At 72.1% G+C, this 20,177-nt stretch carries 17 protein-coding genes; 7 read left to right on the top strand and 10 right to left on the bottom strand.

Features of this window, described 5'->3' with window-relative positions; translation table 11 throughout:
* The 6 genes from AQJ27_RS23205 to AQJ27_RS23180 all read right to left on the bottom strand — a co-directional run bounded on the left by AQJ27_RS23205 (position 1) and on the right by AQJ27_RS23180 (position 6,354).
* Complete coding sequence (locus tag AQJ27_RS23205; protein ID WP_067371942.1) at positions 1–1,599, bottom strand: acyl-CoA carboxylase subunit beta; 1,599 nt, start codon at positions 1,597–1,599, stop codon at positions 1–3.
* Entirely contained in the window at positions 1,596–3,293 is a 1,698-nt protein-coding gene (locus AQJ27_RS23200) for an acyclic terpene utilization AtuA family protein (protein ID WP_067371939.1), read from the bottom strand. The genes AQJ27_RS23205 and AQJ27_RS23200 overlap by 4 nt, the downstream gene beginning before the upstream one ends.
* The gene (locus AQJ27_RS23195) at positions 3,290–4,084 is read right to left on the bottom strand and encodes a TIGR03084 family metal-binding protein (protein ID WP_067371936.1); all 795 of its coding nucleotides are present in this window, start codon (positions 4,082–4,084) and stop codon (positions 3,290–3,292) included. Before AQJ27_RS23195 ends, AQJ27_RS23200 begins: the two co-directional genes overlap by 4 nt.
* A gap of 264 nt (positions 4,085–4,348) precedes the next feature.
* Positions 4,349–4,822: a DUF6924 domain-containing protein gene (locus AQJ27_RS23190; protein ID WP_067371932.1), complete on the bottom strand. Its 474-nt coding sequence runs from the start codon at positions 4,820–4,822 to the stop codon at positions 4,349–4,351.
* 110 nt (positions 4,823–4,932) lie between these two features.
* Positions 4,933–5,736 (bottom strand): SDR family NAD(P)-dependent oxidoreductase, encoded by an 804-nt coding sequence (locus AQJ27_RS23185; protein WP_079065175.1) that lies wholly within the window; start codon positions 5,734–5,736, stop codon positions 4,933–4,935.
* 36 nt (positions 5,737–5,772) lie between these two features.
* A complete protein-coding gene (locus AQJ27_RS23180) occupies positions 5,773–6,354 on the bottom strand; it encodes a nuclear transport factor 2 family protein (RefSeq protein ID WP_079065174.1) in 582 nt (193 codons plus the stop codon).
* A gap of 143 nt (positions 6,355–6,497) precedes the next feature.
* On the opposite strand from AQJ27_RS23180, the gene AQJ27_RS23175 reads away from it, so the two are divergent.
* Positions 6,498–7,079, top strand: coding sequence for a TetR/AcrR family transcriptional regulator (locus tag AQJ27_RS23175; protein WP_067372464.1), 582 nt, complete (start codon positions 6,498–6,500; stop codon positions 7,077–7,079).
* On the opposite strand, the gene AQJ27_RS23170 is transcribed toward AQJ27_RS23175, so the two are convergent.
* The 4 genes from AQJ27_RS23170 to AQJ27_RS23160 form a co-directional block, all read right to left on the bottom strand.
* Positions 7,065–8,108: an EamA family transporter gene (locus AQJ27_RS23170; RefSeq protein ID WP_425275222.1), complete on the bottom strand. Its 1,044-nt coding sequence runs from the start codon at positions 8,106–8,108 to the stop codon at positions 7,065–7,067. The genes AQJ27_RS23175 and AQJ27_RS23170 overlap by 15 nt on opposite strands.
* Positions 8,109–8,197: 89 nt before the next feature.
* On the bottom strand, positions 8,198–10,504 hold the full coding sequence (locus tag AQJ27_RS23165; protein WP_079065173.1) for an ABC transporter ATP-binding protein: 2,307 nt from the start codon (positions 10,502–10,504) through the stop codon (positions 8,198–8,200).
* Between the two features lie 101 nt (positions 10,505–10,605).
* On the bottom strand, positions 10,606–10,737 hold the full coding sequence (locus AQJ27_RS60185; RefSeq protein ID WP_256258009.1) for a hypothetical protein: 132 nt from the start codon (positions 10,735–10,737) through the stop codon (positions 10,606–10,608).
* A gap of 242 nt (positions 10,738–10,979) precedes the next feature.
* The gene (locus AQJ27_RS23160; RefSeq protein WP_079065172.1) at positions 10,980–14,030 is read right to left on the bottom strand and encodes an FAD-binding and (Fe-S)-binding domain-containing protein; all 3,051 of its coding nucleotides are present in this window, start codon (positions 14,028–14,030) and stop codon (positions 10,980–10,982) included.
* A gap of 318 nt (positions 14,031–14,348) precedes the next feature.
* Between AQJ27_RS23160 and AQJ27_RS23155 the strand changes: the two genes are divergently transcribed.
* From AQJ27_RS23155 to AQJ27_RS23130, 6 genes are read left to right on the top strand one after another with little or no spacing between them, the layout of a single operon-like run.
* Positions 14,349–16,214, top strand: coding sequence for a sensor histidine kinase (locus AQJ27_RS23155; RefSeq protein ID WP_067371929.1), 1,866 nt, complete (start codon positions 14,349–14,351; stop codon positions 16,212–16,214).
* Entirely contained in the window at positions 16,211–16,618 is a 408-nt protein-coding gene (locus AQJ27_RS23150; protein ID WP_067371926.1) for a roadblock/LC7 domain-containing protein, read from the top strand. Before AQJ27_RS23155 ends, AQJ27_RS23150 begins: the two co-directional genes overlap by 4 nt.
* Positions 16,615–16,962 (top strand): DUF742 domain-containing protein, encoded by a 348-nt coding sequence (locus AQJ27_RS23145; RefSeq protein ID WP_067371922.1) that lies wholly within the window; start codon positions 16,615–16,617, stop codon positions 16,960–16,962. The genes AQJ27_RS23150 and AQJ27_RS23145 overlap by 4 nt, the downstream gene beginning before the upstream one ends.
* On the top strand, positions 16,943–17,587 hold the full coding sequence (locus AQJ27_RS23140; protein WP_067371918.1) for a GTP-binding protein: 645 nt from the start codon (positions 16,943–16,945) through the stop codon (positions 17,585–17,587). The genes AQJ27_RS23145 and AQJ27_RS23140 overlap by 20 nt, the downstream gene beginning before the upstream one ends.
* Positions 17,584–18,807 carry a cytochrome P450 gene (locus AQJ27_RS23135; RefSeq protein ID WP_067371914.1) on the top strand — a complete coding sequence of 408 codons (1,224 nt, stop codon included), beginning with the start codon at positions 17,584–17,586 and terminating at the stop codon, positions 18,805–18,807. Before AQJ27_RS23140 ends, AQJ27_RS23135 begins: the two co-directional genes overlap by 4 nt.
* Complete coding sequence (locus tag AQJ27_RS23130) at positions 18,804–20,021, top strand: cytochrome P450 family protein (RefSeq protein WP_067371911.1); 1,218 nt, start codon at positions 18,804–18,806, stop codon at positions 20,019–20,021. The genes AQJ27_RS23135 and AQJ27_RS23130 overlap by 4 nt, the downstream gene beginning before the upstream one ends.
* Positions 20,022–20,177: the final 156 nt, after the last annotated feature.

The raw sequence follows: 20,177 nt of genomic DNA, 5'->3' as shown, positions 1-20,177 counted from the left end.
TCACATCCGGAAGACGCCGAAGCCACCGCGCGCCCCCTCATAGGGGGCCGTGTGGATCGCGGACAGGCACAGGCCGAGGACGGTTCGGGTGTCGCGGGGGTCGATGACCCCGTCGTCGTACAGCCGCCCGGACAGGAACATCGGCAGGGACTCCGACTCGATCTGCTGCTCCACCATGGCGCGCAGGGCCGCGTCGGCGTCCTCGTCGTAGGGCTGGCCCTTGGCCGCGGCCGACTGCCGGGCGACGATCGAGAGGACGCCGGCGAGCTGCTGGGGGCCCATGACGGCGGACTTGGCGCTGGGCCAGGCGAACAGGAAGCGCGGGTCGTAGGCGCGCCCGCACATTCCGTAGTGACCGGCTCCGTAGGAGGCCCCCATGAGGACGGACAGGTGGGGGACCTTCGAATTGGAGACGGCGTTGATCATCATCGCGCCGTGCTTGATGATCCCGCCCTGCTCGTACTCCTTGCCGACCATGTAGCCGGTGGTGTTGTGCAGGAAGAGGAGGGGGATGTCGCGCTGGTTGGCGAGCTGGATGAACTGGGCGGCCTTCTGGGACTCGGCGCTGAACAGCACTCCCTGGGCGTTGGCCAGGATGCCGACGGGATAGCCGTGGAGGGTTGCCCAGCCGGTCGTGAGGCTCGTCCCGTAGAGGGGCTTGAACTCGTCGAAGTCGGAGCCGTCGACCACGCGGGCGATGACCTCGCGCGGGTCGAAGGGGTGTCGGAGGTCGCCGGGGACGATCCCCAGGAGCTCGTCCTCGTCGTACTTGGGGGGCTCGGCCGGACCGGGATCGCCGGACGCCTTGCGGTGGTTGAGCCGGGCGACGACGCGCCTGGCCTGGCGGAGGGCGTCCTGCTCGTCGACGGCGAAGTAGTCCGCGAGACCCGACACGCGCGCGTGCATCTCGGCGCCGCCCAGGGACTCGTCGTCGCTCTCCTCGCCGGTCGCCATCTTCACCAGCGGCGGCCCGCCCAGGAAGACCTTCGCCCGCTCCTTGACCATGATCACGTGGTCGGACATGCCGGGGATGTACGCGCCTCCGGCGGTGGAGTTCCCGAAGACGACGGCGACGGTCGGGATCCCCGCCGCCGACAACCTGGTGAGGTCGCGGAAAATCGCTCCCCCGGGGATGAAGATCTCCTTCTGCGACGGCAGATCGGCGCCGCCCGACTCCACCAGGCTGATGCAGGGCAGCCGGTTGGCGAGGGCGATGTCGTTGGCCCGCAGGGCCTTCTTCAGGCTCCAGGGATTACTGGCGCCGCCCCGTACGGTCGGGTCGTTCGCGGTGATCAGGCACTCCACGCCCTCGACGACCCCGATCCCGGTCACCAGCGACGCACCGACCGCGTACTCGCTCCCCCAGGCCGCGAGCGGCGACAGCTCCAGGAACGGTGTGTCGGGGTCGAGCAGCAGCTCGATGCGTTCACGGGCGAGCAGCTTGCCGCGCTTTTGGTGCCGGGCCACGTACTTCTCGCCGCCGCCCGCGAGCGCCTTGGCGTGCTCGGCGTCCAGCTCGGCGAGCTTGGCGAGCATGGCCTCGCGGTGGGCGGTGTAGTCGGGGGCGGCGGTGTCCAGGGCGGACGCCAGGACCGTCACAGCAGGGCCTCCGGGATGTCGAGGTGGCGGGAGCGGAGCCATTCGCCCAGGGCCTTGGCCTGGGGGTCGAAGCGGTGCTGGGAGGCGACGCCTTCGCCGAGGATCCCTTCGACGACGAAGTTGAGGGCGCGGAGGTTCGGCAGAGTGTGACGGACAACTTTCAGATGACAGCTTTCAGTTATCAGATTCTGAAATCTGTCAGCTGTCAGTTGATGAACCAACCAGCGCCACGCGTCATCCGATCGCACCCACACCCCGACATTCGCGTTCCCCCCCTTGTCCCCACTGCGCGCACCCGCGACCGCACCCAGAGGAGCGCGTCGCGTCGGCCCCGGAGGGAGCGGTTCGGGCAGGGCGGGTTCGGGCGCGGGTTCCAGTACGAGGGTGTCGGTGGCCGGAGCGACCGGCACACGTCGCCCGTCATGGAGGACCGCCACGTGCTCCACGGCGCCCTGGGGGACGTACACGTCTTCGAAGACCCCGTACGGGGAGCCCTTTCCCGGGGGCGCGATCAAGTGGAAGCCGGGGTAGCTGGCCAGGGCCAGTTCGATGGCGGCGCCGCTGAGGGTGCGGCCCACCGCGTCCTGGCCGGGATCGCGTACGACGAGGCGCAGGAGGGCGCTCGCGGTCTCCTCCGTGGAGGCGTCGGGGTGGTCGGTGCGGGCGAGGTCCCAGCGGACCTCCGCGGGCCGCGACTTGGCCGCGTCGAGGGCCGCCTCCATCTGGTCCCGGACGAGGGCGGCCTTCGCCTCGATGTCGAGGCCGGTGAGGACGAAGACGACTTCGTTGCGGTAGCCGCCGAGGCGGTTGAGGCCGACCTTGAGGGTGGGGGGCGGGGCCTCGCCGCGTACACCGGAGATGCGGACGCGGTCGGGGGCCTCGTGGGTGAGGCGGACCGAGTCGAGTCGGGCGGTGACGTCGGGGCCCGCGTACCGGGCGCCGGAGGTCTCGTAGAGGAGTTGCGCGGTGACGGTGCCGATGTCCACGAGGCCGCCGGTGCCGTCGTGTTTGGTGATGACGCTGGTGCCGTCCTCGTGGAGTTCGGCGAGCGGGAATCCCGGGTGGCGAAGGCGCGCCGGGTCGTGGTCGGTGAAGAACGCGTAGTTGCCGCCGGTGGCCTGCGTGCCGCATTCCAGGACGTGACCGGCGACGACGGCGCCGGCGAGGCGGTCGTACGCGTCCGGCGCCCAGCCGAAGTGGGCGACGGCGGGCCCGGTGACCAGCGCCGCGTCCGTGACCCGCCCGGTCACCACGATGTCCGCGCCCTCGCGCAGACAGGCGGCGATCCCGGCACCGCCGAGGTAGGCGTGCGCGGCGAGGCTCCTGGGATGGCCGGCGGTCAGGTCGTCGCCCTCGACGTGGGCGACACGCACCGGTATGCCGAGGCGGTCGGCCAACTGCCGTACGGCGTCGGCGAGTCCGGCGGGGTTGAGGCCGCCCGCGTTCGCCACGATCCGCACGCCCCGCTCGTGCGCGAGGCCGAGGCACTCCTCCAACTGGCCCAGGAAGGTGCGGGCGTAGCCGCCGGAGGGGTTCTTGAGGCGGTCGCGGCCGAGGATGAGCATGGTGAGTTCGGCGAGGTAGTCGCCGGTCAGAACGTCCAGGGGGCCACCGGTGAGCATCTCGCGCATCGCGTCGAAGCGGTCGCCGTAGAAGCCGGAGGCGTTGCCTATCCGGAGGGGCGCGACGGTCACCTGGCGTCTCCCTTGGACGCGCGCCCCTGTCCGGGCGGACCCGCGAAGGCCTGCGCGATGTCCAGCCAGCGGTCCGCGTCGGGGCCGTCCGCCCGTACGGCGAGGTCGCCGCGGTGGGCCCGTTGGGTGACCAGGAGACAGAAGTCGAGGGCCGGGCCGGTGACACGCTGGGGCGCCTCTTCGGGCCCGTACGTCCACAACTCGCCCTTGGGGCCGACCAGTTCGACGCGGAACTCGGTGGCGGGCGGAGTGAGCCCCCGTACGTGGAAGGCGAAGTCCCGCGCCCGTACGCCGATGCGGGCCACGTGCCGGAGGCGGTCGGTGGGGGTGCGCGCCACGCCCAGCGCGTCCGCCACGTCCTGGCCGTGGGCCCAGGTCTCCATCAGGCGGCCGGTGGCCATGGAGGCTACCGACATGGGCGGGCCGTACCAGGGGAAACGGGTGCCTGTGGGGGCCGCGCGAAGGGCCTCCTCCAGCGCCGTTCGCCCCGCCCGCCAGTCGGCGAGCAGCGTGGCGGGCGGCAGCCCGGCCCCCTCCTCCGCGCCCTCGTCCACGAATCCGCCGGGCGAGGCCATCGCCTTCTCGACCTCCTTGGCGAAGGCCTCGGCGTCCGTCACGGCGAGCAGGGCGGAACGGTCCGTCCAGGCCAGGTGGGCGATCTGGTGAGCGACGGTCCAGCCGGCGGCGGGGGTGGCGAGTGCCCAGCGACTCTCTGCCAAGTCACTTACCAACAGGTCGAGTTCTTCGCTCTCCTGGTGCAGATCGTCGATCACTGACGACGGGTCGGACACGATGGAGCTCCCCTCGGGGCACGACGGTGTGCGGCGGCGCGCGGCGATGCGCCGCGCAGTGCGGCGATGTGCGGCGGGCGTGCGGAGTCTTTCGCGGTGCGCTCTGGAGCATGGCAGCGGGCACAGAAACAAGCAAGCATGCTTGCATTAATTGATGTGCCGCGTGGGCTGGAGGGAGACGCTCCGAGCGGGCCGCAGGAAGAGGTCCGGAACGGACCGCAGGAAGAGGTCCCGCGCGGGCTGCAGGAAGGCGTCCCGCGCGGACTACAGGGAGCGGAAGACGCCGTCGGGCGCTGCCTCGGCCGCTTCGGCGAAATCGGCGAAGTCGAGGTTGGCGATCATCAGGTTGGCGTGAATCTCGTGGATCCCGGCCGGGGTCGTGCGGAACTCGCCGCCTTCGGCCTCGAACTCCTCGTCGCTCTCGCACTCTTCCCTGGTCAGCGTGGACACCGCCAGCAGAGCTCCCTGGCCGGTGCGCAGGGCGACGGCGTCCGCGAGGAAGACGACGGCGAGTTCGTCGTCGGCGGAGACCGCGGCGAGTACGTCGGCTGTCGTGAGCCCCGCCCAGGAGGGGTCGTCGACGACCTGGACGCGTGGCTCGAAGTCTTCGGGGCCCCAGGGCAGGGACAGCGCGCCTTTCAACGCCGTCCACGCCTCTTCGTCGCCGAAGTCGGTCCTGATGACCAGCGCCGCGAACTCATCGCGGTCCGCCACCCCTTGTCCGGTTCGATCACTCATGACGCAGCCCCACTCCCCCGCTCGGATCACTGCCCGCGTGTACGGCACGCACACTAGGCGAGGGCACCGACAAGCCGCGTCGATGCGGCGGAGTGGGGCAGGGGCAGGAGTCAGGTGTCGTCGCCGTGCGCGGACGCGCCCCGGCTCATCGCGAGGACCGCGTCGCGCCGGCTGAGCGCGCCGAACGGGGAACCGCCGGTCGGGGTGTCGCTGCCGTGGATCCAGGTGGGGCCGTCGGCGAGGTGGTCGAGGGCCTCGGCCGCGACGTCGTCGGGGTCGGCGAGCTCTCCGTACGGCTTGCCCTCGGCGTCGAACGCCCGGCGCATGGACGGGGTGTCGGTCTTGCCGAGGACGAGCCCCAGTACGTCGACCCCACGGGTGCGCCACTCCGCCCACAGGCTCTCCGCGAGGATGAGGTCGAACGCCTTCGTGGCGCCGTAGGCGGCGAGCGTCGCACCGCCCGCCCAGGCCGCGCCCGACGTCACCAGCACCACGGCCCCCCGCCCGCGCGCCACCATCGGACCGCCGAAGCGGTACGCCGCTTCGAGCGGGCCGACGCAGTTGCGGTGAACCAGTCCGAGGTGGGTGCCGAGGTCCTTGTCGAGGAAGGCGACGCTGCGGTCGTCGCCGCCCGCGTTGTAGACGAACAGGCCGACTTCCAGGTCGGAGGTGGCGCGCGTCAGTTCCGACAACGCGTCAGGGGCGCCGAGGTCGAGCGCTACCGTGCGGGTCTCGACGTCGTACTTCGCCCGGATCTCGGCGGCGGACGCCTCCAGTACGGGTACGCGCCTCGCCACCAGGACCACGTTCATGCCGCGGGCGGCCATCGCGTGGGCGAACGCGGCGCCGACACCGTCGGATCCACCGGCGACGACGCCCCAGGGGCCGTACTTGCCGGTCAGGGCTTCAGCCACTCTCCACACCTCATCTGCTCGATCGCCGAAGGGTCGTCAAAGGGTCATCGGGGGTGGCGCCGGAGGAGCATCTGAGGGCGCCGGAGGGTCATCGGCGCTGGTCGCCGCGTCCTGTTGGGCGCGGTCCGCGGGCGGCGCGAGCATCGCGCGGGGGCCCTCGGTGCCGTCCAGGTTGGCGTTGATCCGCTCGGCGATGCGCCAGCCCTGCGGGGTGCGCGCCCAGCGCCAGGTGTTCGCGGAGACCTGGAACACCCAGAACCGGCCGGCGTCGGCGTCCCAGCGCAGGTGCAGCGCGTGGCTGCGGCCGGTGGCCCGGTCGCCGTCGACGACGATGTGCGGCACGGTCAGGACATGGCCGCAGCCGTTGTGGATCACGCTCTGGTGACCGGCGCCGTGAACCATCCCGAGGACGCCCTCCCTGCCCTCCATCCGCAGGTGCGGGACCGCGTCGAAGACGCCGTCCTCGGTCCAGAGGTCGGCCGCGGCCTCGCCGGAGCCGCTGTCGACGGCGGGCCCGTACTGGGCGACGAGCTGCATGATCTCGACCTGGTCCTCCAGGGCGTGGACCTTGGCCGCCAGCAACTCGACGGCGGCGCGCAGCTCTTCGGTCTCGGTCATCCGTCACAGCCCTTCCCCGCACGGATCCCCGCACGGATCCCCGCTCGGATCCCCGCTCGGACTGTAGCGACGCCATGCCATTTATAGAAGAGGCCCTCCTATAAATGGCCTGCCGTGAACAGCCGGTCATTACGATGTCCGCCATGACAGAGCCGCGCCGTCGCCCCGGTCGTCCCCGGGACACGAGCATCGACGAACGGGCCCTCGCGGCAGCGCGCGAACTGCTCGTCCGGCGCGGCTTCGACGCGACGACGATCCAGGCGGTCGCCGAACACTCCGGCGTGCACGCCTCCGCGATCTACCGGCGCTGGCCGTCCCGGATCGAGCTGATCGAAGAGGCCACGTTTCCGGGACTCAGTCCGCTGAGCGTGCGGCCGACCGGGGATCTCGGCCGCGATCTGGGCCGGTTCGTCCGCGCCTACCTGGCGGCCTTCAGCACTCCCGCGGCCCGCGCGGCCGCCGCGGGCCTGCTCGCGCACCACCAGACGTCGGACCGGACCGGCCCGCCGGAGGTGTACGTCCGTATGTCGGCGCGACCGCTCTTCCAGGACATCCTGCGCGCCGCGCCACCCGGGACCGTCGACCCCACCGTGGACCCGGACGACGTGTTCGACATGCTGCTGGGCGCCGTCCTGACCCGCACCCTGCTGTTCAGCGCCACGGCACGCGCCCGCCCCGTCGAGCGGACGGTGGAGATGATCCTCCGGCTGCTACGACCTCTCTGAACCAGCCGAACCAGCCGAAGCGGCCGAACCAGCCGACGTAGCCGAAGCGGCCGACCCGCCCGAGCCGACGTTCTTCGCCCTGCCCCGCCCCACCTGTGTCCGTACCGCCCCCATGCTCGCGGCGATGACCAGGGCGATCGCGAGGGCCTCGGTGGCGGAGAGTGCCTGGTCCAGGACGAGGAAGCCGGCCGTCGCGGCGACGGCGGGCTCCAGGCTCATCAGGATGGCGAAGGTGGCGGCGGGCAAGCGGCGCAGCGCGAGCAGTTCGAGGGTGTAGGGCAGCACGGAGGACATCACGGCGACCGCGCCGCCCAGGGCCACGGTCGTCGGGTTGATCAGCCGGGTCCCGGACTCGGCGATCCCCAGCGGCAGGAACGCCACCGCCGCGACCACCATGGCGAGCGCGAGCCCGTCCGCCTGGGGGAAGCGTCGGCCCGTACGCGCGCTGAAGACGATGTACGCCGCCCACATCGCGCCCGCGGACAGGGCGAAGGCGACGCCGACCGGGTCGAGGGAGCTGAAGCCTCCGCCGCCGAGCAGGAAGACGCCGCCGAGGGCGAGGCCCGCCCAGAGGAGGTTCAGGACGCGGCGGGAGGTGAGGACGGAGAGGACGAGCGGGCCGAGGACCTCGAGGGTGACGGCGGGGCCGAGTGGGATACGGGCGACCGACTGGTAGAAGAGGCCGTTCATCGCGGCCATGGTGAGACCGAAGATCACGACCGTGCGCCAGTCCGCCCGCGAGTGTCCGCGCACCTTGGGCCGGCAGACGGCCATCAGCACGATCGCGGCCACCAGGAGGCGCAGGGTGACGACCCCGAGCGCGCCCGCGCGCGGGATGAGGGTGACCGCCAGCGCGCCGCCGAACTGCACCGAGACGCCTCCGGCCAGGACCAGTCCCACGGGGCCGAGGGCACCCCACCGGTTCGGGGCGCCCTCGCCCGGGGTGGGCGCGGGCGCCATCGCCGGGGCGACCGAGGCCGGGGAGGGCGGAGACGCCGAGGGGGACGGGGCGGCGCTGGGGGTGTTCACGGGGCCTTCCAGGGGCTCGACTCAGGAGTCGTGCATCAAGGTGCACTTCTCAGTCCACAGTAATGGACCAAGTCAGGCACGTGAACCCCTTATGCGCCTGTCCAGGGTGTCTCGTCGCGGAAGAGGGGCCGACCGTCGGGCAGATAGCCGTCAAGGGGGTCCCGCAGAGGATCGGGATCGGGGAGGGGGTCGGGCTCGGGGAGGGGGTCGGGAAACGCACCCGGGTACCAGGCTCCCTCGGCCCCGGACCACTGCCCGGCGGCCCCGTAGTACGCGTACTGCGGAGCCGCTTCCGCCACGAAGCCCCCCGCGTAATCCATCGGCACCCCGGCCGGCACCCCCACAGGCACCCCGGTCGGCATCCCCACGGACACCCCCACCGGCACTCCCGTCGGCACCCCGGTCGACATCCCCACCGGCACCGCACCGTCCACCGGCACCGCGCCGTCCACCGGAACCTCCGCCTCCGTGAACAGCGGCAGCCGCAGCTCTCCGGTGTCCATCAGCGCGTTGTTCTGCGATCCGTGCAGACGGGCGTACGCGCCGCCGCGGGCCAGGAGTTCGTCGTGGCGGCCGGTTTCGACCACGCGGCCGCGGTCGACGACGAGGATGCGGTCGGCGTCGGGCGCGAGGTTGAGGTCGTGGGTGATCATGATCGTCGTACGGCCCTGCATCAGACGCCGCAGCGGCTTGATCACGCGGCGCGCGGCCATCGCGTCCAGGCCGGTGGTCGGCTCGTCGAGGACGAGGACGGGGGCGTCGCGCAGGATGGCGCGGGCGATGGCGAGCCGCTGGAGCTGGCCGCCGGAGAGTCGGGCCGAGTTGGGGTCGATCTTGGTGTCGTATCCGTCCGGCAGCTTCATGATGAAGTCGTGCGCGTCGGCGGCGCGCGCGGCCTCCACCAGCGCCTCGTCGCTCGCGCCGGGGCGCCCGCAGCCGATGTTGGCGCGGACGGTGTCGTGCAGGACGAGGGTCTCCTGCGGCAGCAGCGTGACGTACTCGCGCAGCCGGGCCAGCGGGAAGTCGCCCACCGGGACGCCGTCGAGGAGCACGGAGCCGGCGTCCGGGTCGTAGAAGCGCAGGAGGAGCTTGGACACGGTGGACTTGCCCGCGCCGCTCGGACCGGTGACGATCACGAGCTCGCCGGGGTTGACCGTGAAGGACAGGCCACGCAGGGCGTCGGTCTCCGCACCGGGGTAGCGGAAGGTGGCCTCGCGGACCTCCACGGCGCCGTCGGGGCGGCCGAGCCGGCTCTCCGCCGAGCGCGTCGGATCGGCGACCGCGGGCCGCACATCGAGAATCTCGATCAGCCGTTCGGCGCCGGCCGTGGCGGCGGCGATGGTCAGACCGAGCTGGGCCAGGCCGCGCACGGGCGGGTAGAGATAGCCGAGGAACGCGGCGAAGGCGAGCAGCTGGCCGAGGGTCATCCGGCCGCCGGAGATCTCCCACACGCCGAGGCCGATGACCGCGAGCACACAGATCGTCTCGATGACCTGGACGAGCTGCTCGTACAGCTCGTTGAGGCGCCCGGAGCGTACGGAGGCCCTGAACCAGGCGGTCGCCTCCTGGTTCAGCCGCCGCCGCTCGGCGTCGCGGCGGTCGTACGCCTGGGTGAGGACGATGTTGCCGAGGGACTCCTCGACGACGGAGGTGATCGCGCCGTCGGCGACCCGGCCGTCGCGCGAGACGGACTTGATGGAGCCGGAGAAGCGGCGGGCGGCCAGCCAGAACAGGGGTGCGAGCACGAAGGTCGCCGCGGCCAGGTCCCAGCGCAGCCAGAAGGCGGCGGCCGCGTAGAACAGCGCGCTGAACGCCGCCGACGCCGCGCCCACGAGCCCGGACACGACCATCGTCTCGATCGACTCGACGTCGCTGGTCAGCCGGGACAACAGGTCGCCCTGGCGGTGGCGTTGGAAGAAGTGCGGCGGCAACTGCTGTACGTGGTCGAAGACGTGCTCGCGCAGCCGCATCACGAAGCGCTCGGTGACCCAGGTGGCGAGGGAGTTGCCCGCGTAGGCGACGGCGGCGCCGAGCACGGCGACGGCCAGCCATTCGGCGGCCGGGGCCCAGAACGCGGCCAGTGAGCCCTGTTGCAGGGCGTGGTCGGTCAGATCGCTGAAGAGGAGGATGGCGGCGGTCTCGGCGAGAGCGGCCAGGACCGTGCACAGCCAGATGGCCAGCAGCCAGCTCCGCAGCCCCTTGGTCAGCGGCCAGAAGCGCCGGAAGGCGGTACGGGCGGGGATGGTCGGCGTGTCGTGGTCGAGTTCATCGTCGTCCTCGTACGCGTCGTCCTCGTACTCGTGATCCTCGTACCGATCGTCCGCGACCGCGCCGACGCCGCTTTCCGCGTATTCCTTGTGTTTCTCGTACCCCTGATTCTGCCTTTGCCGGGTCATGGCCCTCCTCATTTGAATTGCAGGCCGTGCCGAGGAATTCAAAAGAGAGAGGCCGACGGCGCACCGTCGGCCTCTCCACTACCGCTCGATCAGCCGCTCGATCAGCGTTCGTCGTTGGGGAACGGCTTGGGGAGCGGCTTGTGCGCCTTCTTGCGCGGCTTCGGCGCCGGCGGGGGCGGGAGCTGCTTCGACTTGGGCTTGGGGGGCAGGGGGGCAAGCTTCTTGAAGCTCATGCCAACTCCTTGAGGTTTCTGGCTACGCAATAGCGAGCGCATTAGTGCGATGGTGCGAGAATTCTCTACGGACAGGGGCGGGAATTCCTGGTCGTCACCTCGGTTTTCCCTGCCGCCCGACATCAAGGAACCTACACGCCCCGCGTCCCAAGGCACAGCAAAATGCAGCACATGACGACTGTGAATCCCCTTATGAAACCTGAGAGTTGCCTAAAAACCCTGGGTATTGGATATCCGCGTCGTCAGTCCGACCCTCGGTCGACCTCCGGGTCCACCCCTTGCTCCACGCCTTGCTCCACGCCTTGGTCCACGCCTTGGTCCAGCGCCTCGGCCAGCACCTCCGCCAGATGCCGCCCCTTGCGCCCCGCCAGCTGTTCCAGCTGGGTGCGGCACGAGAAACCGTCCGCGAGAAGCAGGGTGTCGGGGGTGGCGGCCCGCACGGCCGGGAGCAGTTGTTCCTCCGCGCAGGTCTTCGACACCTCGTAATGGCCCTTCTCGAAGCCGAAGTTGCCCGCGAGTCCGCAGCAGCCGCCCGCGAGGGAGCCGGTGAGGCCCGCCGCCGCGCGCAGTCGGCGGTCCGGGCCGTCGCCGAGGACGGCGTGCTGGTGACAGTGGGTCTGGCCGGTCACCGGACGGTCGAGGGGCGGGGGCGACCAGCCCGGGGCGAGGCGCTCCAGGGCCTCGGCGAACGTCAGCACCGCCGAGGCGAGGCGCGCCGCGCGCGGGTCGTCGTGCAGGAGCTCAGGGAGGTCCGTGCGCAGGGCGGCGGCGCAGCTCGGTTCCAGGACGACGACGGCGGGTGGCCGCGGGTGGACGTCCGGGTCCAGGAACACGCCCATCAGGTCGAGCGTGCGGCGCATCACCGCGCGGGCGCGGTCGAGTTGGCCCGTGGAGACGTACGTCAGCCCGCAGCAGACGTGGCCCCGCGCGCCCACCGACCAGGGATGGTGCGAGAGGGACACGCTCTCCCCGGCCCGCGGCGTCCGCTTGCGCATCACCACCGTCGGCGGGAGCATCACGTCCACCCCGGCCGCCTCCAACACCCGTACGGCCGCCTGCCCGACGGAGGGCGACAGGTACTCGGTGAAGGTGTCCGGCCACAGGATCGCCACCTCCCTCGGGGACGCGTCGAGCTCCACCTCGGGGCCGTACGCCCCCTCCCGCATCATCCGCCGCACCCGCTCCTTGAACCGCCGCCCCCACCACCGGCTGAACGTCTCCTGCGCCAGGCGCGGGATCTCCCGCTCGGGCGCGATCCCGCCGAGCCGTTTGCCGAGCGCCGCGAACGGCCCTACGGAGGCGAGGGAGTTGAGCAGCGGCGCCGTTCCCGTGCGGTCGACCAGGCGCAGCCACGCCGGCAGCCGGCCCATCGTGCAGTGCGCGGCGGGGCGCCTCCTGCCTTCGTAGTGGTGGTGCAGGAACTCCGCCTTGTACGTGGCCATGTCGACGCCCACCGGGCAGTCGGACCGGCAGCCCTTGCAGGACAGGCACAGGTCGAGCGCGTCCCGGACCTCGGTCGAGCGCCAGCCGTCGGTGACCACCTCGCCCGCGAGCATCTCGTGCAGCAGCCGGGCCCGCCCCCGCGTGGAGTGCTCCTCCTCGCCCGTCGCCCGGAACGACGGGCACATGACGCCCGCGTCGGCGGCCGTCGTACGGCACTTGGCGACCCCCACGCATCTGCGCACCGCCGCCGAGAAGTCCCCGCCGTCGCTCGGATATCCGAACGCCACGTCCACCGGCTCGCGCGGCAGCACCGCGAACCGCAGGTTCTCGTCCAGCCGGTGCGGGCGCACCAGCATCCCGGGGTTGAGCAGGTCGTCGGGGTCCCAGAGGTCCTTGGCCCGCTCGAAGAGACCGACCAGCTCCGTGCCGTACATCCTGGGCAGCAGTTCGGCCCGTGCCTGCCCGTCCCCGTGCTCGCCCGAGAGGGAGCCTCCGTGGGAGACCACCAGTTCGGCCAGTTCCTCGGAGAAGCGGCGGAAGCGGCGGATGCCCGCACCGGTCAGCAGGTCGAAGTCGATGCGGACGTGGATGCAGCCGTCGCCGAAGTGCCCGTACGGGGTGCCGCGCAGGTCGTGGGCGCTCAGCAGGTGCCGGAAGTCGCGCAGATAGGCGCCGAGCCGGGCCGGCGGCACCGCGCAGTCCTCCCAGCCCGGCCATGCCTCGCTGCCGTCCGGCATCCGGGTCGCCGTGCCGCTCGCGTCCTCGCGCAGCCGCCACAGGGCGCGCTGTCCGGCCGGGTCGGTGACCACGAGGGCGTCGAGGACGTCGGCGGCCCGGACGATCGCGTCGGCACGCGCGCGTGCTTCCGCCGGGTCCACGCCCCCTGTCTCCACGAACAGCCATGCGCCGCCGCGCGGCAGCCCCGCGTCCGGCGGTACGAGGTCCGCGGCCATCCCCTCCACGGTGAGCGGCCCCAGCGGCAGCAGCCCGGCCGCCGCCTCGGCCGCCGCGCTCTCGTCCGCGTACGCCAGCACGGCCAGCGCCCGCGCGCGCGGTGCCTCGACCAGTCGCACGACCGCCTCCGTGAGCACCCCGAGCGTGCCCTCGGAGCCGCAGAAGGAGCGGGCGACGTCGGCGCCCTTCTCGGGGAGCAGCGCGTCGAGCGCGTAGCCGGAGATCCGGCGGGGCAGCTGCGGGAAGCCCGTGCGCAGGCGGGCCAGCTCGCCCTCGACCAGCGTCCGCAGGCCGTCCGGGGCACCCTGCCAGCTCTGTCCCAGTCGTACGACGGAGCCGTTCCCCTTGACCACCGACAGTTCGCGCACGCTGTCCGCCGTCGTGCCCCAGGCCACCGAGTGCGAGCCGCACGAGTTGTTCCCGATCATGCCGCCGAGGGTGCAGCGGCTGTGGGTGGAGGGGTCGGGTCCGAAGCGCAGGCCGTGCGGGGCCGCGGCCTCCTGGAGGCGGTCGAGGACGACACCGGGCTGGACGACGGCCGTGCGCGCCTCGGGGTCGAGCGCGACGATCCGGTTCATGTGGCGGGTGAGGTCGAGGACGACTCCGGTGCCGGTGGCCTGGCCCGCGATCGAGGTGCCGCCGCCGCGCGGCACGACCGGCACCCCGTGGGCCCGGCACACGGACAGGGCGGCCGCCACGTCGGCGGCGTCGCGCGGGCGGACCACTCCGAGCGGGACCCGGCGGTAGTTGGACGCGTCCATGGTGGTCAGCGCCCGCGCTGTCACGTCGAAGGCGACCTCGCCGCGCATCTCCGCCACGAGGGCGGCCCGCAGCCCGTCCACGTCGGGCGGGTCCGCCGCGCCGCTCGTGCCGTCCTTCGCGCCAAGATCCGTCATGTCTCCAGGATGACCCCACGCACCGACAACGGTCCGTAACCGTGACACATCGATCACCGGCCGATCACCGACCGATCACTGGCCGATGCCTGGCCGATCACCGACCGATGCCTGGCCGATCACCGACCGATTGTCATCGCGATCACACACCGATCACCAGCGGATTACGGGCTCGGATCCGGAACCTTCCCAATCCGATCACGAACTCTCATATAGTGACGGCAAATTGAGCAACCGGTGTCGGCTCTCGCCCAGGAACCTCCTCCCAGGAACCTCGCCCCAGGAAATTCGTCCAGGACACGACCGAGGACACGATTCATGACCGCGCCCATCCCCTCCGGCGAACGACCCACCCTCCGCGCGAGCGCCCCCGCGCCCCTGCTCACCGCCGTCGCGGCAGCGGTCGCGGTCGTCGTCGCCGTCTCCCTGGCACCCGACTCGGCACGCGTCCCCCTCGCCTGGGGCACGGGCGCCGCCGCCGTGCTGCTGTGCGTCGCCGTCGCGGTCGCCGCGCGCGCCCTGCAGACCACGAAGCTCGCGCGCCGCCGACTCGACGCCGTGGCCCAGGACGCCGGACGGCTCCTGCAGGAACGGGCCCGCATGGCGGAGGAGTTCAACCAGGAGCGGTCCCGGCTCGCGGAGGAGTCCGCCCGCGAACGCGCACGTCTGGCCGACGCCGACGCCCGCGAACGCGCCCTGCTCACACAGGGGTTCGAGGAGGAGCGGCAGCGCCTCACCGCCGAGATCGCCGAGGAGCGGCGGCGGTTCGCCGAACTCTCCGAGGAGAACACCCGGCTGACCGAGCGCACGCGGCGGGCGGCCAGCGACCGGGCCGCCGCGATCTCGGCCACCGCCAACGCGGCCGGGCGGATGCAGGCACTGTCCACCGGCATGCTCGCCGACCTGCGCGCCATGGAGGAGCGGCACTCCGACGAGGAGGTCCTCGCCGACCTCCTCCACCTCGACCACCGCACCGCGCAGGCGGGCCGCCTCGCCGACTCCGTCGCCGTCCTCGCGGGCGCCCGCTCCGGCCGCCGCTGGGCGCGCCCCATCGTCATGGAGTCGATCCTGCGCGGCGCCATGGGCCGCATCGGCGGCTACCAGCGGGTGCGCGTCCACTCCGCGAGCGACGCCGCCGTCGCCGGGCACGCCGCCGAGGGCGTGATGCACGCGCTCGCCGAACTCCTCGACAACGCCGCGAACTTCTCGCCGCCGACCGCCGAGGTCCACGTCTACGTCGAGGAGGTCCCGGCCGGTGTCATCGTCTCCGTCGAGGACAGCGGCCTCGTCATGGGCGACGTCCAGCTGCGCCGCGCCGAACGCGCCGTCTCCGCGGACGCCGGGAACTCCGCCGACCTAGGCGGCCTCACCGGCACCCGGCTCGGCCTCGCGGTGGTCGGCCGACTCGCGCGCAAGCACGGCCTGAAGGTGTCCTTCCGGCCCTCCGCGCGCGGCGGCACGGGCGTCCTGGTGCTCATCCCCCAGGAGATCCTGAGCCTGCCCTCCGTACCGGCCCCGGCCGCCCCGGCGGCGCCGGAACCCCAGGTCGAGCCCGCCGCGGCGACCCCGCCCGCCGAGGACCGCTCGCTCGCCGAGCCGCGTCCCCGGGCGTCGTACGCCGCCGCCCGCGCCCCCGAGGACCTCGACCCGGACCCGGTCCCCACCCACGAGTCGCCCCGGCACGCCACCGACACCCCGCCGAACGGCACCCCCACGACCGACGCTCCCTCGACCGGCACTCCCGCGACCGGCGGCCTCCCCAAGCGCCGCCGCGGCCGGACCCTCGCGCACGCCGAGCGCAGCCGCGCCCACCTCACGAGCCAGGCCGACCCCGAGCCCCGTACGACCGACTCCAAGGCCACCGCCGCCCGCTTCAACAGCTTCCGCCAGGCCGTCCGGGGCACCGCGCCGGACCAGGCGGCGGTCCAGGGAACGGTGCCCGACGACGACGCCGTACGCGCCACCGCGTACACCGCCGAAGACGCCGTACGGGACGCGTTCACGCAAGAAGAATCAGTACGGGTCGCATTCACGCAGGACGAATCCGTACGGGTCGAATCCGTTCAGGGCGAATCCGGGAACGCCGTACGCGGCGAAGAAGCCGTACGGGAGCCCGCCCCCGCGCATCCCTCGCACGCCACCTCGCACACCTCCTCGCATCCGGAAGGCGACACCACTTCATGACCGGCACCACCACCGCCGACGAGAAGCTCTCCTGGCTCATCGAGGGCCTCCTCGAGCGCACCCCGGGCGCCCGGCACGCGCTCGTGCTCTCCCGGGACGGGCTGAAGCTGTGCCGCACGCCGGAGCTCACCGTCGACCGCGCCGACCAGCTCGCCGCGATCGCCGCCGGCATCCAGTCGCTGTCCCACGGGGCGTCCGTGGAGTTCGGCGACGGCACCGGGGGCGTGCGCTCGGCGATGACCGAGTTCTACGGCGGGGTCCTGTTCATCGTGGAGGCGGGTGACGGCGCCCACCTCGCCGTGGTCACCGCCGAGGACGCGGACGCCGGTCTGGTCGGGCACAACATGAGCGAGCTCGTGGAACAACTCGGCGAATACCTGAGCGCGCAGCCCCGGACGTCATGAGCCGTCCGGGCAGGGACGACGCGCCCGACCGGCTCTACACCCTCACCGGAGGGCGCAGCCGGTCCGCGCCCGACACCCCGTTCGACCTGGTGACACTCGTGGTCGCCGAGTGCGATCCGGCGGTGGGCATGCAGTCGGAGCACGCGGCGATCCTGCGGCTGTGCGAGCGGCCGACGGCGGTCGTGGAGATCGCCGCCGTGCTGAAGCTGCCGGTGTCCATCACCCGCATCCTGCTCTCCGACCTGCTCGCCGCGGGCCGCGTCAGCGCCCGCCACCCCCAAAAAGCCGCTCTTCCCGATCCCGACATCCTGGAGCAGGTGCTCGTTGGACTCCGTAACCTCTGATGCCCGTACGTCCCAGGGGGCCGACGCCCGTACGCCCCTGGGGGCACAGGCCGACAACGGTCTGAAGATCGTCGTCGTGGGCGGCTTCGGCGTCGGCAAGACCACCCTGGTCCGCTCGGTGAGCGAGATACGTCCCCTCAACACCGAGGAGACGATGACGCAGGCCGGCGCGGCGGTCGACGACATCAGCGAGGTGCGCGGCAAGTCCGCGACCACGGTCGCCTTCGACTTCGGGCGCATCACGCTGGACGCCCGCAATGTGCTGTACCTGTTCGGCGCGCCGGGCCAGGAGCGTTTCTGGTTCCTGTGGGACCGGTTGTTCTCCGGCACGCTCGGGGCCGTCGTCCTCGTCGACACCCGCCGTATCGACGACTCCTGGTACGCGATCGACCGGCTGGAGCACCACGGGACGCCGTTCATCGTGGCCTGCAACGACTTCGGCGGCTCCGCGCACACCCCCGCCCAGATCCGCGAGGCCCTCGACCTCGATCCGAAGGTCCCGCTGCTCGACTGCGACGCGCGTTCGCGGGAGTCCAGCAAACGGGTGCTGATCACGCTGGTGGAGCACCTCAAGACCTTGTACGCCGCCGAAAGCGCCCTCACAACACCGGAGTTGGCCCTGTGACCCCCGCCCCTGTGCCCCTCAGCGGGCCCCGGTTCCAGACCGAACCCGCCGAGCTGTACCGGGAGATGCGGCGCGACCACGGTGCCGTGACGCCCGTCGTCCTGGACGGCGACATCCCGGCGTGGCTGGTGCTCGGCTACCGCGAACTGCACCAGGTCACCGGCGACCCCGTGCTGTTCAGCCGCGACTCCGAGCTGTGGAACCAGTGGGACCGCATCCCCGACGACTGGCCACTGCTGCCGATGATCGGCCGCAAACAGCCCTCGATCCTCTACACCGTCGGCGAACGGCACCGCGAGCGCGCCGCGATGATCAGCGACGCCCTCGAAGCCGTGGACCCCTTCGAACTGCGTGCCCAGGCCGAGAGGTTCGCCGACGAACTCATCGACGCGGCGTGCGCCAAGGGCGAGATCGACCTCATCGGGGACTACGCCGCTCTGCTGCCCGTCCGTGTCCTCGCCATGCTCTACGGCTTCGCCGAGGAACAGGGTCCCGGCCTCGTCACCGCCCTCAACGACATGGTCAACGGCCGCGAGAACGCGCTGGCCGGACAGCAGCACCTGGCCGGCTCCATGGCCCGGTTGATCGCCGACCGGAAGGCCGCGCCCGCAAGCGACGTCGTGTCCCGCATGCTCGCGAACACGGCAGGCTTCACGGACGAGGAGATCATCCAGGACCTGATGGTCATGATGGCCGCCGGCCACCAGCCGACCGCGGACTGGATCGGCAACTCGCTGCGCCTGATGCTGACCGACGAACGCTTCGCCGCCTCGCTCTTCGGCGGCCGCAACAGCGTCGCCGAGGCCATGAACGAGGTCCTCTGGGAGGACACCCCCACCCAGAACGTGGCCGGCCGCTGGGCCTCCCGCGACGCCCAGCTCGGCGGTCACCGCGTCCGCGCGGGCGATCTCCTCCTCCTCGGCCTCCAGGGCGCCAACTCCGACCCGCAGGTCCGCACCGACGGCTCCGCCCTCACCGGCGGCAACAACGCCCACTTCTCCTTCGGCCACGGGGAGCACCGCTGCCCGTTCCCGGCGCAGGAGGTGGCGGAGGTCATCGCGCGGACGGGGATCGAGGTCGTACTGGACCGCCTGCCGGACATCGACCTGGCCGTCCCGGCCGACGCCCTGACCCGGCGCCCCTCACCGTGGCTGCGGGGCCTGACCGAACTGCCTGTGCGCTTCACCCCGACCCCGGCCCTCGGAGGCACCCCCGCATGACCAGTCGTATCGCCCTGGACCCGTTCGTGTCCGACCTGGACGGCGAGAGCGCCCGGCTCAGGGAGGCGGGCCCGCTCGCCGCCGTCGAACTGCCCGGCGGCGTCCCGGTGTGGGCCGTCACCCACCACGCCGAGGCCCGCGCCCTGCTCACCGACCCCCGGCTGGTCAAGGACATCAACGTCTGGGGTGCCTGGCAGCGCGGCGAGATAGCGCCCGACTGGCCGCTGATCGGTCTCGCCAACCCCGGCCGCTCCATGCTCACGGTGGACGGCGCGGACCACCGCCGGATGCGCACGCTGGTCGCGCAGGCGCTCACCCCGCGCCGGGTCGAGCAGATGCGCGAGCGCATCACCAAACTGACGGAGGGTCTGCTCGACGGCCTGACGTCGGGCCCGGGCGGCGTCGTCGACCTGAAGGCCGACTTCGCCTACCCCCTGCCCATGTACGTCATCGCCGACCTCATGGGCATCGAGGAGTCCCGGCTCCCCCGCCTCCAGGAACTCTTCGAGAAGTTCTTCTCGACACAGACCCCGCCCGCGGAAGTGATCGCCACGCTGACGGAGTTGGCCGCCATCATGGCGGCGACGGTCGCCGCGAAGCGTGCGGAGCCGGGCGACGACCTGACCTCCGCCCTGATCCTGGCCTCCGAGGACGGCGACCACCTCACCGACGAGGAGATCGTCTCCACCCTCCAGCTGATGGTCGCGGCGGGCCACGAGACGACGATCTCCCTGATCGTCAACGCGGTGGTCAACCTCTCGGCCCACCCCGAGCAGCGCGCCCTCGTCCTCTCCGGCGAGGCGGACTGGTCGGCGGTCGTGGAGGAAACCCTCCGCTACTCCACCCCGACCTCGCACGTCCTGATCCGTTTCGCGACGGAGGACGTACCCGTCGGGGACAAGGTGATCCCCGCGGGCGACGCCCTGATCGTCTCGTACGGCGCGATCGGCCGCGACGAGAACGCCCACGGTCCGAGCGCGGGCGACTTCGACATCACCCGCACCACCAAGAACCGTCACATCTCCTTCGGCCACGGCCCCCACGTCTGCCCCGGCGCCGCCCTCTCCCGCCTGGAGGCGGCCGTCGCCCTCCCGGCCCTGTACGCCCGCTTCCCGTCCCTGGACCTGGCGATCCCCTCCTCAGAACTCCGCAACAAGCCGGTGGTGACCCAGAACGACCTCCACGAACTCCCCGTACGCCTGACCTCCGACTGACCAAGCCGGGGGCTGAAGGCCCTTAGGGGCGCGGGGAACTGCGCGACCAGCCCCCACCCACCCGCAGCCGAAATGACGGCCTACGGGGGTCCGGGGGCGGAGCCCACGGGGACGGGACGGGTAGGGGCGGCGGGGGCGAGGAAGTGGCCCCCGCCC

The sequence above is a fragment of the Streptomyces olivochromogenes genome, from assembly GCF_001514115.1.
GTDB lineage: Bacteria > Actinomycetota > Actinomycetes > Streptomycetales > Streptomycetaceae > Streptomyces > Streptomyces olivochromogenes.
This window is presented reverse-complemented; position numbering and strand designations above follow the sequence as displayed.